This window comes from Brevibacillus agri (genome assembly GCF_004117055.1).
Lineage (GTDB): Bacteria > Bacillota > Bacilli > Brevibacillales > Brevibacillaceae > Brevibacillus > Brevibacillus agri.
In genome coordinates this window covers 1,339,340-1,354,874 of sequence record NZ_CP026363.1, presented here as the reverse complement: position 1 = coordinate 1,354,874, position 15,535 = coordinate 1,339,340, and the positions used below count along the sequence as shown (strand labels likewise).

Here is a 15,535-nt window from a genome sequence, read left to right as displayed (position 1 = left end):
TGGGAAAGTTGAAACGATGGAAGGCCGATTAAGTCTGTGGTAAACTGGTTAGACAACGTAGATTTCCTCCTATCTTGTGATGGTCAGGACAACTTTCACGATAGAGGAACATCTACGTTTTTTCAATGTCTAGCACGGGTTATGGTGATGAATCAAACATTTATAAATTTTACATCTTTATACAAAAAGCTTTTTGTATAGTATAAACAAGTTAAGAAGGGAGGCGATTTCTAGTAAGTAAAAGATATAGTAAGGTTGTCACCCAGTCATTTATGGTAGGCTTACTTATTGGAGTAAGTGCAACGGCAGTTTATGCATCTGCTGCAGAAAGCCGAGTGTACAACTTTGGTCCAATTGGTGGCTATTCATACTACAATCAGGCAACTGTTGAAAAAACTGGTGACAACGTGTATTATACAGCAGAGATTGGAAGTCAAAATTCGGGTAAAATACCAGTGGGATATATGAGTGCAGGTCCAAGGCTGTTTAAAGGAGATGCTTTGTGTAAAGCTTCAGAAATGACTTACAACTCTTCTGCAACAGCCTCCATGAGGGTTGGAACGTATGGCAACTGCGGCTCAGGTATCTATAACAGCCGAGGTGCAACTGAAGTTTTTGATGGTAGCGGCTATCGAACCTATCTCACAAACGTTACTCCAAATATCAACTTTTAGGAGGTGAACCCAATGCAAATTAAGCGACTTGGTGTACGAACTGTAATTGTCTATGCTACTTTGTTAACCGGGATTGTAATAGGATCTTTTGGTTCTGGCATTGCATTAGGACTTGATAAAGACCCTACACCTGTTCCAGAGTTCCCAATAAACGAGCAAGGACAAACTTATGGTTCTGCATTAAATGTCACTTCCCTAGGGGCAGAGCCGGATTTAATTAAGGCATATGGCGTGGACGGGACTCTTGGATACGTTCGCTCTGAGGATTTAAGAGGGGTGAAGCCCAAGAATCCGAGTGAAGCAGTAGCCTTGACCAAACAGCTTAATGCGAAGGGAAGTCGCCACATCCCTCTGTATGACGTTGATGGAAAGACTGTTATTGGCCAATTTAGCATCGGTGACGGAAAAGTCACTGAGGAACGGATAAAGGAATAGTGCAAAATAGACAGAATGACCGCCTTTGAGCTTTGACAAGCCAAGGCGGTCATTTTGTCTATTTTGCAATTAAGCCTTAAACAAGGGCCGACTTTTGTACCACCGGACATCGTGTCTTTCCACTGTGTCGTTTTTTTGTAAACCCAAGAAGAACAAGGTAAAGCCAGAACTCGGGAATTAATCTATTAGCGCACGCAAAAAGGCAGGGGATTCCCCTGCCTTTTCTTAGCTTCCAAGCGTAAAAAAAAGACGGGATATCCCGTCCTTCTTCCGTTATCACAAGGCTTTAATAGCCACGTTTTGCGTTCTTTTTGTTGATCGTCGCAAGGTTCTCTTCGCTGTGCTTCAACCATTTTTTCAATTTGTCCTCGAAGGAAGCAGCGCTATCGCGTTTTGTATTTCCTCCGCGGTCGCCTCCACGATAACCACCACCACGGCGCTCTTCGCGCTCCGGACGCTCAGGCGCTGGGAGTGCGGCGCGAACCGAAAGCGAGATTTTACCTGCATCATCAATGGAGAGAACTTTGACCTTTACTTGTGCCCCCACGGTAAAGTGATCGTTGATATCCTTTACAAAACCGTTTGCTACTTGGGAAATGTGGACCAGCCCCTGCTCGGTTTCGCTGACTGCTACGAACATCCCAAACGGTTTAATCGCTGTCACTTTTCCTTCGATGATGCTTCCCACTTGTACTGCCATCCAGTTTGCACTCCTTTTATTATTTCAGAAAAATGGTGAGAACCTCAAACCAGAAGCCTCATTCTCCTAGTATAGCAGAGAAATTCCAATACTGAAAAGCCTATTCTTTCTAGGTGACGCACTTCAAGCTATTGAAAAGACAGCTCGTAGGCGTCTGTAGCCATTACAAGCTCCTCGTTGGTAGGAATTACCATGACCTTTACCGGAGAGTATTCCGTACTGATAAACGCTTCGCCTTTGCTTGCCCGGTTCGCTTCGCGGTCCAAGTTGACCCCGGCGAATTCCAGCCCGGTGCAAACCATTTCACGGACGGTAGCACTATTTTCTCCAACACCTGCCGTAAAAATAATTCCGTCGACGCCATTTAGTCGTGCGAGATACAGCCCGATATGTTTATGCAGGATCGTCGTGAACAATTCCAGGGCAAGCTGGCTGCGGTAATGCCCTTCTGCCGCCTTTTCCATGACGTCGCGCAAATCGTTGGAGACGCCGGAGACGCCCATCAGTCCGCTCTTGTTGTTCAAAATCGTAATCGCGCCCGCTGTGTCCGTCTTTTCGATCTCTTCAATGTAAGGAATGATGCCAGGGTCGATGTTGCCGCTGCGCGTTCCCATCGACAGTCCCGCCAACGGCGTCATGCCCATCGACGTGTCAAACGATTCTCCGTAGCGAATCGCCGTAATGCTGACGCCGCTGCCGATGTGGCAACTGATAAGCCTGAGCTGCTCCTTCGGCCGGTTCAACATCTCCTCTGCCCGGCTCATCACATAGCGGTGGGACGTGCCGTGGAAGCCGTACTTGCGGATGCCGTAATGCTCGTAATACTCGTATGGCAACGCGTACAAGTAAGAGGATGGCGGCATAGTTTGGTGAAACGCGGTATCAAAAACAGCCACGTGCTTCAGTTCAGGATAGATGCTTTGCGCGATCTCGATCCCGGTCAGGTTGATCGGGTTGTGCAGCGGCGCAAAGCGGGACAGGCTGCGAATCTCCGCTTTTACCTGTTCGTCGATGACGACGGACTGTTTGAATGCTTCTCCGCCGTGAACGACCCGGTGCGAGATAATGTCAATGCGGTATTGCTTTAATGTTTCAAACACGCCACGAATCGTATCTTCGTATTCGTCGCGTTGAATTTGTTGTAAATAATCTTGGGCGAGCAATGTTTTGCCCGGCATCTCATAAAGCTTGTACTTCACCGAGGAACTGCCGCAGTTCAGTACGAGCACGTTCTTTTTGTCTGACACGAATCTCATCCACTCCCTAATCTCTCAATAAGCAACAGCCCCGGTCAGGATGGCGGTCGCTCACTTCATCTTATAATGATATGCTCTTCGTGAATACATGTAATTGAGAAGAATTATCAACAACATCGTGACAGAACCCGACAAATCCAACAGAACGTCGTTCACCATTCCTGTCCGATCCGGGGTAAACGTCTGATGCCACTCGTCCAAAACCGCCGCCAGCAAGCTGCAAAAGGCGCTCCAGGGCAATGCTACAGCAAATGCAAGACGGTGGGAAAACACGCGGTAAAAGCTGAACGCCAGCAGGGCAAACACGGTAAAATGCGTTCCTTTGCGGAGGAAAAACTCGATAAAGCCTGCGGCTCCCTTGTTCTCGACGCTGATTTCGCGTCCGGCATACGGAATGGTAATCCCTTCCATCCGTTCGTTCCAGCTTTTTTCATCTACGACTTTGGATATGGTTCCCCGCAAATCCTGTTTGTAGTATGGCTGGGAGGACGACAGGAACAAGCCCACCAAAATCGCAGTCAACAGCAAGTAATCCAACAGTTTTCGATAGCGGCGCACGCCTGGGTTCCCTCCCATACTCCGTTCTTCCCTCATCTTACCCGAGATCGCGCCAAAAGTCCTTGCCGAGCCTGTGAACAAATAAGAAAACCTTTATCATCGCCTTCTCAAAGCTGAGCGACCGCGTTTCAGCGGAAGGTTGTTTCAGTCAAGAAAAAGACGCCAGCCGTTACGGCTTGGCGTCGTCTGTGCCTGTCGGGAGCGGCAAAAAGTCCTCCTGCGACAAAGCTTTTTTCGAATTGGCGGAGCTGTCCTGCTGTTCCTTGCGCAGCTCGTTTGCGAGCTGCTTTTGTCTGCGCTTTACTTCCCTCAAGTCGCGACGGCGAATCCGCTCGTTGTCCTGCCAGTCGCGAAGGCGTCGCACGAGCACGGGCAGCGACAAATCCGACTGGACGTTCTCGCGCCATTGGGCTGCGTGCTGCATGCCCGGCACGAGCACGAGGGTGACAAAAGAAGCGAACACGGTCCCGAACAACAAACTGCTGGCAAAAGAGGCAAACGACTCGCCGCCTGCCATCCACCTGCCGACAACGGGCAGGCAGGCGATGGCGACCGCAGCGGCCACACCCGCCTGAGCTGCCCACGCGCGTTTTGCCCCGACACGCACACCTTCCCAGATGCTCGGCTGCTCGTCATGGGCTGCCGACAGTTCGTCGAGGTGAAGCAAGGCCAGCGAGATGAGCAGGGCAGCCGCTGCCGCGATGCCGTAGAAGCCCATCACGTTCATCGGGTGATCCAGCAAAAGCAGCCCGAGCGTCACTCCCCCTGACAGGACGGGCAGCAGGATCAGGGCGAACCAGCCATCCCGCGTTCTACGCCGCAAGAGCAGGCTCGCCATCAGGACGACAGCGACCATCGCGATCATCACGATGAACCGGCCGCTCCAGTCTTTTTTGTCTGACTGCTCCTCGCTCAGCTTTTTCAGTTCATCCTCGTTGAGAATCGTATAGCCTTCCGGGACGTTGATCTTTTCTTGCATCGCCAGCGGCAGGTTGTACGCGAGGTTGTCAATCCACCTCGGGTCGGCGATGGCGCTGCTGACCTTGACCACGTACATGCCGTCCTGGCGCTCATACACTTGCGGCTGCCCGCCGCTGGACCAGTCGACCAGATCGGCCAGGCGAACAGGCCCTTGCTGGGTGCGGATGAGAATCTGCTTCACCTGCTCCGGGTGGTCCATCCACTTGTCCGGGAAGCGGGCGACTACGGAAACATTGCGCTCGTTTACGTGGATGCTTCCCGCCCGCTTTTCCCCCAGATAGCTTTCCAGTTGGCGCTTGATCTCCTCTTCGCTCAGATGATAGCGCGCGAGCATCTCCGCTTTCGGGCGAATGTCAATCAACGCGGTTTGCGGCTTCGGCCCGATCCGTTCATCGGTCACGATCTCCCGGCCGTCATTGTCGCGCCACCTCATTTGCTGCAAGTATTCGAGAATTTTCTTGGCAATATGGTTCGCCGTCTCCTGCGAAGGGCCCTTGACCGTAAATTCCAGACGCGTTTTCTGCTCCTCGTTGACGACCAGCGCGAACGGGTCCGTCTGCGGGATATCGCGCAGCCTTTTGTCCAGCTCTTTTTCCAGATCGAGAACGGAGCGGGTCCAATCCGCTTTGTCCGTCAGCTTCAGATGCATCGTCAACCGCTCGCGCGAAGCAACTGTGTACAGGTCAGCCACCTCTGCCAGGCCGCGCAGCCGTTCCTCGGCCGTCTGCGCCGCCTTGATCGCATCGTCTACGCTGCTTTCCTGAACCATCGGCAGCGACAACGTCTTGCCGTTTGGCTTCACGTCGCGAAACGGCTCCACCAGAACAAACGATTGCAAGAACAAAACAAAGACGACGGACGATACGAGCGTAAGGCCAAATGGCAAGTAGCCTTGCTGCACCAGCCGCTCCCAGCGGGCAACGAGTGTGCGCGTCAACCGTCCTGGCGCGCGCGGACTGCTTTCGTCCGCTGGCGTCTCTCTTGCTGTCAGCCACGTTCCGGCCAGCACCGGAACGACCCAGCCGTACACGAGCGCAAGGCTCGCCGCGCCCAAAACGAGCACGGGCCAGGCGTCGAACAGGACGACCTTGTCTTCGGCTTTGAGCATATCCGTCATGACGACGGTGAACCAGGCGGCCGCCATGACGACAAGCGCGAGCAGCAGCGGCTTCATCACCGTCCAGGCGGTCTTCAGGCTGCCCGAGAACGAGTAGGCGCCAAGCCTGTCCAGACGGGAAAAAAAAGCAACGCCCGCAATCAGGTAAACAATCGTAAACACGAGCAGCGGACCCAGTGTGAAGAAGGTCAGTTTCAGCCCAAACAACCACATGCCGCCCAGCACGCCCCCCGCCGCCATGAACACTGCGAGCAGCGACAGAACAGCAGGGCCTGTGCGTTTCAAGGAAGCGAACAGGAAAAGCGCGCAGAGCAGCGCAGCCAATCCTGCGAGCAAAGCCAACTGCCCGGTCGCCGCCGAGATGGGCAAGGCGTGATCTTCGAACAGATCCAGCTCATACTTGCCAGCCGCCTCTTCGTTCAGCTCGGCCACCATGTTGGCTATTTCTTTGCGGATGGAAGGGATTTGTCCCACTTCTGCCGCGTAGACCGAGATTCCTACCGCCGGGGAGCCGCGATATACACTCACCTCTTCGCCTTTGCTGCCTCGCGTGTCGCGAATATCCGCCAGCAGCGAGAGCGGCACATATCCTTTGCCAGTCGCGATCAGTTGCTTGCCGAGCCCTTGTGGCCCTTCCGTTTGGCTCGTCCACGTAAAGGCGGTGCGATCCGCCGTCTTTCCGACTGTACCGATTTCTTCCCCGATCACGTCACTCGGAAGCTGGTTCAGCACATCCCCCGGAGTCAAGCCATACACGAGCAGCATGGAAGGGCGAAAAACGACCTCGATCTGCTCGCGAACCGGCTGGCCGTCCACTTCCACACGGGCAACCCCCGGCGTCTGGATCAGCTTTTCATAGACGGTATAGCGCGCAACATTGGACAGCGTCTGGACATCGCTGCCATGAAGCAGGTAAAACCCGACCAGGCTGTCTCCCAGCTTTTCCTGGCTGATGCTGTACTCCTGGACAGGCAGCGTCTTCGCGACCTGTGACAGCTTCTGTTCCAGACGTTCCTTGTAATCGGAGCCGAGGTTTTCCGCCGTCTGCACCGTAATCGTGCCCGCGCCGGGGCGAGAGTCGGTGGAAATCATCACAGCGCTGCCCATCGCGCGCACGGCTTCCTCGACTTTTCGCGTGACCGACGCTTCTACCTGATCCGCCGTCAGTCCTGGCGCGATGAGGTTGATGTTGTACTCCGGCAATCCCCGGTCGGAAAACGTCTGCACATCCATTCTGAACAAAGCGCTGATCGCAAACAGGCAGAGAAGCACAGCGATCAGGCGGGCGAGGGCAGGAGCTATTGACAGAAACGCTTTGTTATTCATCCGCCACCTTCACCGCCTCGCCGTCCACCACGTAGGAAAGACCCGATCCGACAATCTGATCGCCCGGCTCAAGCCCTTCCAGGACTTCGTAAAACGTACCGTGCAGCGCTCCTACTTTGACAGGTGTCTTTGCCACGGTGTTCTCGTTGATTTTCATGACGTAATACTCTTCTTCCGCAACGCCGATGCTTGCGACGGGCACGAGCACCCCTTGTTTCCCGGACAGCGCGTACTGGCAAGTGACCGTCATGCCGCCCTTCCAGTTCACCGCGCTGCCGTTGACCGTCACCTCGACCGGATACGCCCCTACATTTTGATCCATGGTCGGCGAGACAAACGTCACTTTGCCCTCGGCCTCGCTGCCGTCCGCCGCTTTTACGTGCACGGTCGCCCCGGTCTGCCAGTTGCCGATCTGCTCGCTGTCCACCTGCAGCTTGACAATCCAGGTGCTCGTATCGACCAGGCGAATGACTTCACTGCCAGGTCCGGTCTGCTGGGTGGCAACTTGCGAGATTTCGGCCACGACTCCGGAAAAAGGCGCTTTCAGCACGGCGTCGGCCGCCTCTTGCTTCGCGCGGCTGAGCTGGACGTTCGCCTGGCTCACCCCGACCTCTGCCTCTTCGACGTCCAGTCGATCCGCACCCTGCATCAGTTTGTTGTAGGCGACCTCTTCTTCCTCCAGGCTGAGCCTGGCCTGCTTTTGCGCCAGAGCCAGCCTGTCCAGCTCATCCTTGGAAATCGCGCCGTTGGCAAACAGTATGGTGGCTTGCGAATATTCCCGCTCGGCCTTCAAGGCCAGCTCCTTCGCCTTTTCCACTTGCAGCTTTTGCGTCTGCACCTCGTGGCTCTCCGGCCCGGACAGCGCCTTGCTGCGCCTGATCGCCGCGCTCGCGACTTGCCCGGAAGCGGCCTGAATCCCCGCCTGCAATCCCGACTGGTCCAGCGTCGCCAACGTCTGGCCCGCTTTCACGCTCGCCCCCTTCTGGACGAGAATGCTCGCGATTTTCCCAGAGGTGCCAAACGACAGCCCCAGCTCCTGGCGAGGCGTCACCACGCCGGGCACCTCCATCGTGCGCACGTTCTGGTTATCCTCTACCGTATAAGCATTTACCGTTTTTACCTTAATCACAGTCTCTTCTTCCATCCGCTTGAGCTGTCCGGTTCTTTCGTCCAGCTTTTCGCAGCCTGTCAAAAGCAGGGCAACAATCGTGAGGCTGATCCATTTTTTCATACTTTCACTCCTGCAACCTTCCATAATCCGCCCGCTTCATCCAGCGAACGCCTCGCTGAACAGCGGCAAGTCATCTGACTTGAATCAAGAAGAATAATCATTGACAAAATATATTTTACAGAAAATAAAAACAGTTGTATCACTTTTCTGTCATTTTTTATATTTTTTTATTATCGGGCGGATTCTCGTCACTTGTTTGTAACTCGTATCTTGTATGATGGAAGGGCGGAAATATTCAAGCAATTGTCCGATTGCTTGTTAGCGCTTACAAAAAGCCTTTACTCGCGTACAACGACATTTTTTCATGGTGGGAGTGATCGTCATGGCAAAAATTTACTCTTCTTATGCGGAGATCGTGGCAGATATTCACGATGGAGCTACCCTTTTGGTCGGCGGCTTCGGACTGGTCGGCATTCCGGAAAATCTCATTATCGCCCTGCGCGACAAAGCAGTGAAAAACCTCACTGTCGTCTCCAACAACTGCGGCGTGGATGATTGGGGCCTGGGCCTGCTCCTGCGCGAAAAGCAGATCAAAAAAATGGTCTCCTCCTACGTCGGGGAAAACAAGGAATTTGAACGCCAGTTCCTGTCTGGCGAACTGGAAGTCGAGCTGACGCCGCAAGGCACGCTGGCGGAAAGAATCCGCGCTGGCGGCGCTGGCATCCCTGCCTTCTACACGCCTGCGGGCGTCGGCACTCCGATTGCGGAAGGCCGCGAGACGCGCGTCTTCAACGGCAAGGAGTATTTGCTGGAGCATGCGATCACGGGCGACTTCGCGCTCATCAAGGCGTGGAAAGCCGACAAGATGGGCAATCTCGTCTTCCGCAAGACCGCGCAAAACTTCAATCCGATGATGGCCGCCGCCGGAAAAATCACGATTGTCGAGGTAGAAGAAATCGTGGAAACAGGCGAGCTGGACCCGGATCACATCCATACGCCAAGCGTGTACGTCCAGCGGCTGATTCAGGCGCCATCGTTTGAAAAACGGATTGAGCGGCGCACGGTCCGCTCCTAACCGACGACACGATCACATACAAAGGTCATTCAAGGGAGGAAACAGATATGTCGCTTACTCGTGAGCAAATTGCCACTCGGGCTGCCAAAGAAATCGAGGATGGCTTTTACGTGAATCTCGGAATCGGGATGCCTACACTCGTCGCCAACTACATCCCGGAAGGAAAAACCGTCGTGCTGCAATCGGAAAACGGCCTGCTCGGAATCGGCCCTTATCCGACCGAGGACGAACTCGATCCCGATCTGATTAACGCCGGAAAAGAAACCGTCACGGCGATTCCCGGCGCGGCTTACTTCTCCAGCGCCGAGTCGTTTGCGATGATTCGCGGCGGGCACATCGACCTGGCCATTCTTGGAGCCATGGAAGTTTCTGCCGAGGGCGATCTGGCGAACTGGATGATTCCCGGCAAGATGGTCAAAGGGATGGGCGGAGCGATGGACCTCGTGCACGGCGCGAAAAAAATCGTCGTCATCATGGACCACGTCAACAAACATGGCGAAACGAAAATTTTGAACAAGTGCGCTCTCCCGCTCACTGGCAAAAAAGTAGTCAACCGGATCATCACGGACAGAGCCGTTCTCGATGTGACACCGGACGGCCTGCTTTTGGTCGAAGTCGCGGAAGGCTATACGCCAGAAGACATCCAGGCGTGCACAGAACCGAAGCTACTCATTTCGCCAGAGCTGAAAACGATTGGCCTGTAACCTTTTGACCAGCCCTACACCTGACAGCTTCATTCCTGCTCGCCGCTTTCACAAAATCGGCCTCATCCTACCGGGATGGGGCCTTTTTGCTTTCACTCGCAAGCTGCACCCGCGCAGTCGCTTCTCGCCCGCATTCGGTATATAATACGTACACAAAGCAAATTCCCAACATTTGAGAGGAAGAGATTACGATGTCAGGAACAGTCGGTTGTCTGCTCATCCACGGATTCGCCGGAGACATCAACGACGTTTTGCCTCTCGCCAAAGCGCTGCGCGAGGCTGGCTACCAGGTCGAGTGTCCCACTCTGGAAGGGCACGGGACGACTCGCCGCCAAATGGCCCGAAGCACCCGCAAAGACTGGCTGCGCTCTGCGGAGGAAGGCTACAAACGCCTCTCCATGCGCGCAGACACGATCGTCATTATCGGGTTTTCCATGGGCGGCCTGCTCGCCTTTCATCTGACGACCCGCTACCCTGTCGAGCTGCTGATTACGATCAATACGCCGTACAAGTACTGGGACGTAAAGGAAGCCATACACTACTTGCGCGAGGACTTCCCTACCCATTCGCGCCGCTACGTAAGAAGCATCGGCAGAATCCCTGTCAGCAGCATGCTGGAGTTTCGCCGACTTTTGTCGGAAACGAAGCCGCTCCTGGGCCAGATCAAGACCCCGTACCTTTTGCTGCAGGCAAAGCGGGACGACACGGTGCATGCCATCAGCGCACAGCTTCTCGCCAAAAGCGTAGACGAATCCGCCTCGCCGCAAATCACCTGGTACGAGCACTCCAATCACATGCTGCTGCACGGCCCGGACAAGGAAGCGGCCATCGCTCGCGTCCTCGCTGCGCTCAAGGAGCGCTTTCCAGACTCTCCCGTCTCTGTCTGACGCTCCACGCCGCAGCTATAAGCAGAAGCGCTGCGGCAAGCCCGACGTACATGACGGACAGCCCGGCATGCTCATCAAGCCAAAAGGCGAATAGCGGTCCCAAGGCTGCTCCCAGGTCTGTGATGACGGAATAAAACGTCATTACCGCTGTGCTGTTCGCATGCCTGGCTGCTTCATCTGCCGCGAGCGTGTCCATCACCGTGGTGATGATCGTCGCGGTCAACTGGATGCCGAGCAGCACCGCAAACCACGCGCCAAGCGGCACCCCCGCCTGAATGAGCGCAAACAGCAGCGCGCCTGCAAAAAGGGTGGCGGCAAACATTTTCCTTCTGCCGTACCGATCCGCCAGCCTGCCGACAACAGGCGCGGCCCACGGCTCCCAGCACCAGCGCAGCCCTTGCACCAGGCTCGCGAGCACGGCAGCTCCCAGCACGATGCCCCCGAGCGCGAGAAACGGTGTCCGCTGCTCTACCAGCCTGCTCAGCGTGGACGCAAACATCCCTTGATAAACCATGGTGACGATAAGCGCGGTCAGCATGGTCTTTTGCATGGCCGCCTGCCGCCATAGCCTCAGCCTGCGCGACTCCCCGCCTTCCTCTATGGCTGCCGCCGTCCGGTTGGTAAAGCCCGGGCGAATGTAGAGAAAGACGAGCAACAGCGCAAACAGCGAGCAGCAGGCGAGCAGAAGCGAAGCCGGCAGCAAGCCGTACCAGGAGGCGAACAGCGCCCCCACGAGCATTCCCCCCAGGCTGCCGAGACGGTACAGGCCGTTGTACAGCCCCATCAACTGCCCGCGGTTATGTTCGTCTGCGACAGCCACAATCAAGGAATACGCCCCCAGCCGCAAAAACGTCCAGGCGACGCCCCACAAAGAGCGCATCAAAAGCCACAGCCAAAAACCTTGGAAGCCGTACGACAGCGTCGTCACAAAAGCAAGCACCACTGCGAGAACCAGTCCGGCGCGCCCTCCCGTCCGCTCGTACCACTTCCCGACGAGCGGCCCGAGCGGAACCCGGACGAAGCGATTGATCGACAACAGCACGCCCACTTCCCACAGCGAACCAAGCCCGGCCTCCTGCCAATAGAGCGGCAACACCACATACAACATCGAATCTCCGAGCATGCACAGCGCCGTCACCAATGCAACCGCGACGACCTGCGTTTTCCCGCTGATTTCTCTCATCTCTTTTTGCTCCTTTACTTCCCGTCGTCCTATGGATTACCATACAAGGAATCATTCATCGGATCTAATACATATTGTTGCGCAATTCATAAACAACAGTTATGAATGGAGGAGCAAAATGAACCTGCATGCCTTGCGAATTTTTGTGGAGGTAGCCTTGCGCCAAAGCGTGACCGAAGCCGCCGCTGCCCTCGCAATCAGCCAGCCGGCGGTCAGCGCGCAAATCCGCAAGCTGGAAAACGAGCTGGGCGTTGCGCTCGTCGCCCCTCGCGGCCGGGGAATTGCCTTGACCGACGAAGGCCGCTTCCTGTTGGAAAAAGCCCGCCGCATTTACGACTGGGAGCGCGAGATCGAGTGGCAGCTCGCAGAGATCAAACAGGGCAAAAAGGGCAAACTGCGCATCGCTTCCACCTACCTGCCCTCCCACTATCTGGTGCCCAAGTGGCTCGCCGCATTCAAGCGGCAGTACGAACAGGTCGATGTGGAAATCCGCACCCGCAACTCCGCCCAGTCTATCGAGCTTTTGCTCGGCGGGCAGGTCGATCTGGCCATCGTCATCAAGGAATCGTGGGACGAGCTGCCCGTCCGGCGCGTACACATGACCGATGTGCTTTACTGGTTCATCCTGCCTGCCGATCACCCGTATGCAGGCAAAGAGGTGAGCATGGATCAGCTTGTGCAGGAGCCGTTTTTGCTGCGGGAGCAAGGCAGCTCGACGCGGGAATGGCTGTTTTCCCTCTGCCGCGAGCACGGCGTCAAGCGCCCGCGCGTCGGGCTGCAATACCACGGGCTGGTCGAGTCGATCCAATCTGTACGCGCAGGGTACGGAACGATGCTTGCCCCTGCGCTGGCCGTCAAGGAAATGGTCGATCGCAACGAAATCGGGCGCGTGACCGTCCCCGGCGTGGAGATCAAGCGCCCTGTCTACATCTGCACGCGCGAGGAGGAAGTCAGCCATCGCCCGGTGGTGGAGCGGTTTTTGGGGATGGTTTTAGGGACTGCCGCTCCAGATAAAAAAGCTGATCCATAGTAGTTAATGGACCAGCTTTTGCTCCAGAAAGCCAGTCAAAATCAACTTCCTGGACAGATCGGTAATATTCACTGAATACTCGATACGCTAATCTTTCTTATTTGTTAATTTGTTCTTTAATGTTTCGACTGATGAGTTGATTTTTTTCAGTGTATTTAAAATACTTAGCAAAATGACGAACAAAATAATAAATGCAACAGTAATCACTAGCGTTGCATAAAAAATGCGTTCGTAATTTGTCAAAGTATTCTGAATGACATTTTCAGCTACACAACCAAAAACGGCAGCAACCAAGCAAAAGGTAGCCACTGTCCATTTGGTAGTTTTATACATTTATTACAATCGTGATAACAGCAACCAATACCTAATTCCTTTTCTGTCGCCCTCTGGATGTTCGTTTGGACTGGTAATTCATTCTACCTATCCATTGTTCGAACGTTTGCCAAAGAAACACTTTTAGCCATCTCCTGATCTGCAACAAGCTGTGCTGACTGTTTTGTTCCAGTTTGACAAGGAGCAACAGGCAGTAGGCAATGAGTGCGAGTAATACTTGGTTTCGTACCGCATTTTCACTCGTTCCATAGAAGTTCTTGATCTTTACATGCTGCTTTATCCACTTGAAAAACAGCTCAATTTGCCAACGCCAACGATAGATGTCGCTGAGTTCTTCTGCTTCCAGGTCGAACCGATTCGTAATGATTCGAATGAGATTTCCCTTCGAATCAAGCGTTTCAATGAGTCGCAGCACGTTATCTACCCGCTTTTGAGGCGTTCCAAGAAGGATCATGGAATCCGATAAAACGGAGCTTTCCAAGGGGATTTTGAATTCATAAAGATGACGGATTTCGGCGTTATCTTTTAGACGAGAAGCGAAAAAGATGCCTTTGTCCGTGTATTCATCAAATTTTTCATAATCCACATACCCTCGATCAAAGACGTACATCATACCGATCTCATCAATCAACGATTCCATTTGAGTGCGGTCATTGGACTTGGCACCCGTGATGGTTATTTTTTCAGGATACACATCCCCCTGGTCGGCAAAGACGAGACGAAGATGAAGTTTGATGCCAGCCTTGGTTTTACGGAAAGTTGCCCATTTGTACTTCTGCAAACACAGCCCAATCGTTGTAGAATCAATGATTTTCATGTCTTTTCGAAGGGAATACGTGTTGCCCGAGTGTCTCTGAATTTGCCCTACAAGGTCAACAAATATTTCTTCAAGCAAAGCTGGATCTACTCGATTGTTTTTGCGACTAAGCTGAGCGGGACTAATCGACGACAGTCCTAACTCTCGCTGGAATTTCTTTGATAAAACATCATCTGCAATGGCTCGGAGTCCTTCTCGTTGCTGAAGTTGAGCATGCAAAAACAGGAGTAGATATGCTTTGGTCGTTAACTTTTTCACGTACTTGTCCTGATCCGTTTCGTCTATCCGTTGTTGAAATTTCACAATATTAATGGGTGAAATGTATTTACCAAATGAAGAAAATAGGGTATTCTTGTCCATGGTCTATCCTTTGCGTTGGATTTGGACAGGAACTACCTGACCTTTCCAGTGTAAAGGATTTTTTTATGCCTGAGAACACTTGAACGCTGAAAGTTATGATGATTTTGAATGGTATGAAAAGATTAATGCAACGCTAGTGAACAGTAATATTTAAATCCAAGAGAATCCCTCCCCATATATAAATTAGGTTTTTCTCATTCATTCTCGCTCTTTCACCATTTCTCAATTTCTGACTGGAACGATAACGAACTCAAATTCACCATTATGCGCCGTGGCACCGTGATATTCACCTCCCGTATTCGCTCGTTACTGTCTTCTCGGTCTTCCTGTTGCGACTGCATCATGCTTTTCATAGTCGAATTCCGTGTTGAGTTCCGTTTCTAGCAACGACTGCAGAGTTTCCGCAAACAGCTTTTTCAGTGTATAGGTGTCCGTTAGTTACGCAACTTGCGGACACCTCGCACCGTACCAAGAGGGCTCTTTTTCTTTCAAATTCCAAATTATTTACTAATGGAATGGTCCTAAAAATCTTTAATTTATTTCAAGTTCACTTAACTCGAAAAAACAGCAAGATGACCTTGTTCACTTGAATCAGATCCTGCTTTTTGAAGAGACCAACCCGAATACCCCCGACTTTCTTGATCTGTCGGACCTCCCGCATCCCATGTTAGAAAAGCTTATCCAAACGCTTCTTTTAGACAGATATGTATGGATTACAATCAATGAAGAGAAAGGAATAACGACTTATCCCATTTACCTTTTGCACCTTTATCGCGAAAAAACCTTTGGATGATTGAAGGCTATAGTTAAGTATCCAAATATCACCATTATTATGAACTCGATAAAATTTTGAATAACGACTGGAATTTCTAAAAAAAACTGAATACAAACCCAATCAAAAAGCCTAGGAAGATTGATATTGTTTTTT

General features: G+C 53.0%; 13 protein-coding genes and 1 pseudogene. 7 read left to right on the top strand and 7 right to left on the bottom strand.

Annotated elements, in window-relative coordinates:
- Positions 1-272 precede the first annotated feature (272 nt).
- Positions 273-674 (top strand): hypothetical protein, encoded by a 402-nt coding sequence (locus BA6348_RS06755; RefSeq protein ID WP_129552178.1) that lies wholly within the window; start codon positions 273-275, stop codon positions 672-674.
- A gap of 12 nt (positions 675-686) precedes the next feature.
- The gene (locus tag BA6348_RS06750; protein ID WP_005835697.1) at positions 687-1,109 is read left to right on the top strand and encodes a hypothetical protein; all 423 of its coding nucleotides are present in this window, start codon (positions 687-689) and stop codon (positions 1,107-1,109) included.
- Positions 1,110-1,395: 286 nt separating this feature from the next.
- On the opposite strand, the gene BA6348_RS06745 is transcribed toward BA6348_RS06750, so the two are convergent.
- The 5 genes from BA6348_RS06745 to BA6348_RS06725 all read right to left on the bottom strand — a co-directional run bounded on the left by BA6348_RS06745 (position 1,396) and on the right by BA6348_RS06725 (position 8,278).
- Positions 1,396-1,809: a S1 RNA-binding domain-containing protein gene (locus BA6348_RS06745; RefSeq protein ID WP_005835695.1), complete on the bottom strand. Its 414-nt coding sequence runs from the start codon at positions 1,807-1,809 to the stop codon at positions 1,396-1,398.
- A 128-nt stretch (positions 1,810-1,937) separates the two neighbouring features.
- The gene (locus tag BA6348_RS06740) at positions 1,938-3,056 is read right to left on the bottom strand and encodes an acetate/propionate family kinase (RefSeq protein WP_005835693.1); all 1,119 of its coding nucleotides are present in this window, start codon (positions 3,054-3,056) and stop codon (positions 1,938-1,940) included.
- Between the two features lie 60 nt (positions 3,057-3,116).
- Positions 3,117-3,641 carry a VanZ family protein gene (locus BA6348_RS06735; RefSeq protein WP_206699243.1) on the bottom strand — a complete coding sequence of 175 codons (525 nt, stop codon included), beginning with the start codon at positions 3,639-3,641 and terminating at the stop codon, positions 3,117-3,119.
- Positions 3,642-3,792: 151 nt separating this feature from the next.
- The gene (locus tag BA6348_RS06730) at positions 3,793-7,047 is read right to left on the bottom strand and encodes an efflux RND transporter permease subunit (protein WP_122953393.1); all 3,255 of its coding nucleotides are present in this window, start codon (positions 7,045-7,047) and stop codon (positions 3,793-3,795) included.
- On the bottom strand, positions 7,040-8,278 hold the full coding sequence (locus BA6348_RS06725) for an efflux RND transporter periplasmic adaptor subunit (RefSeq protein WP_026557994.1): 1,239 nt from the start codon (positions 8,276-8,278) through the stop codon (positions 7,040-7,042). The genes BA6348_RS06730 and BA6348_RS06725 overlap by 8 nt, the downstream gene beginning before the upstream one ends.
- A 322-nt stretch (positions 8,279-8,600) precedes the next feature.
- Here BA6348_RS06725 and BA6348_RS06720 point away from each other — a divergent pair, with 322 nt between their 5' ends.
- From BA6348_RS06720 to BA6348_RS06710, 3 genes are all read left to right on the top strand, one after another.
- Positions 8,601-9,293 carry a CoA transferase subunit A gene (locus BA6348_RS06720; RefSeq protein ID WP_005835687.1) on the top strand — a complete coding sequence of 231 codons (693 nt, stop codon included), beginning with the start codon at positions 8,601-8,603 and terminating at the stop codon, positions 9,291-9,293.
- Between the two features lie 47 nt (positions 9,294-9,340).
- A complete protein-coding gene (locus BA6348_RS06715; RefSeq protein WP_005835685.1) occupies positions 9,341-9,997 on the top strand; it encodes a CoA transferase subunit B in 657 nt (218 codons plus the stop codon).
- Between the two features lie 191 nt (positions 9,998-10,188).
- Positions 10,189-10,884, top strand: coding sequence for an alpha/beta hydrolase (locus tag BA6348_RS06710; RefSeq protein ID WP_005835683.1), 696 nt, complete (start codon positions 10,189-10,191; stop codon positions 10,882-10,884).
- On the opposite strand, the gene BA6348_RS06705 is transcribed toward BA6348_RS06710, so the two are convergent.
- A complete protein-coding gene (locus BA6348_RS06705; RefSeq protein ID WP_122953392.1) occupies positions 10,847-12,067 on the bottom strand; it encodes an MFS transporter in 1,221 nt (406 codons plus the stop codon). The genes BA6348_RS06710 and BA6348_RS06705 overlap by 38 nt on opposite strands.
- A gap of 118 nt (positions 12,068-12,185) precedes the next feature.
- Here BA6348_RS06705 and BA6348_RS06700 point away from each other — a divergent pair, with 118 nt between their 5' ends.
- Positions 12,186-13,097: a LysR family transcriptional regulator gene (locus BA6348_RS06700; RefSeq protein WP_122953391.1), complete on the top strand. Its 912-nt coding sequence runs from the start codon at positions 12,186-12,188 to the stop codon at positions 13,095-13,097.
- Positions 13,098-13,461: 364 nt separating this feature from the next.
- Here the strand turns inward: BA6348_RS06700 and BA6348_RS06695 are convergent, their stop codons facing one another.
- Entirely contained in the window at positions 13,462-14,607 is a 1,146-nt protein-coding gene (locus BA6348_RS06695) for an IS4 family transposase (RefSeq protein WP_005837477.1), read from the bottom strand.
- A 550-nt stretch (positions 14,608-15,157) separates the two neighbouring features.
- Here BA6348_RS06695 and BA6348_RS06685 point away from each other — a divergent pair.
- Positions 15,158-15,391, top strand: a pseudogene (locus BA6348_RS06685) (helix-turn-helix transcriptional regulator); the annotation flags it as partial.
- Positions 15,392-15,535 lie beyond the last annotated feature (144 nt).

Excerpts from the sequence above, each read along its gene's own strand:
- BA6348_RS06730 (WP_122953393.1), bottom strand. The coding sequence starts at position 7,047 with ATGAATAACAAAGCGTTTCTGTCAATAGCTCCTGCCCTCGCCCGCCTG.
- BA6348_RS06705 (WP_122953392.1), bottom strand. The coding sequence starts at position 12,067 with ATGAGAGAAATCAGCGGGAAAACGCAGGTCGTCGCGGTTGCATTGGTG.
- BA6348_RS06725 (WP_026557994.1), bottom strand. The coding sequence starts at position 8,278 with ATGAAAAAATGGATCAGCCTCACGATTGTTGCCCTGCTTTTGACAGGC.
- BA6348_RS06750 (WP_005835697.1), top strand. The coding sequence starts at position 687 with ATGCAAATTAAGCGACTTGGTGTACGAACTGTAATTGTCTATGCTACT.
- BA6348_RS06700 (WP_122953391.1), top strand. The coding sequence starts at position 12,186 with ATGAACCTGCATGCCTTGCGAATTTTTGTGGAGGTAGCCTTGCGCCAA.
- BA6348_RS06695 (WP_005837477.1), bottom strand. The coding sequence starts at position 14,607 with ATGGACAAGAATACCCTATTTTCTTCATTTGGTAAATACATTTCACCC.
- BA6348_RS06735 (WP_206699243.1), bottom strand. The coding sequence starts at position 3,641 with ATGGGAGGGAACCCAGGCGTGCGCCGCTATCGAAAACTGTTGGATTAC.
- BA6348_RS06710 (WP_005835683.1), top strand. The coding sequence starts at position 10,189 with ATGTCAGGAACAGTCGGTTGTCTGCTCATCCACGGATTCGCCGGAGAC.
- BA6348_RS06755 (WP_129552178.1), top strand. The coding sequence starts at position 273 with ATGGTAGGCTTACTTATTGGAGTAAGTGCAACGGCAGTTTATGCATCT.
- BA6348_RS06715 (WP_005835685.1), top strand. The coding sequence starts at position 9,341 with ATGTCGCTTACTCGTGAGCAAATTGCCACTCGGGCTGCCAAAGAAATC.
- BA6348_RS06720 (WP_005835687.1), top strand. The coding sequence starts at position 8,601 with ATGGCAAAAATTTACTCTTCTTATGCGGAGATCGTGGCAGATATTCAC.
- BA6348_RS06745 (WP_005835695.1), bottom strand. The coding sequence starts at position 1,809 with ATGGCAGTACAAGTGGGAAGCATCATCGAAGGAAAAGTGACAGCGATT.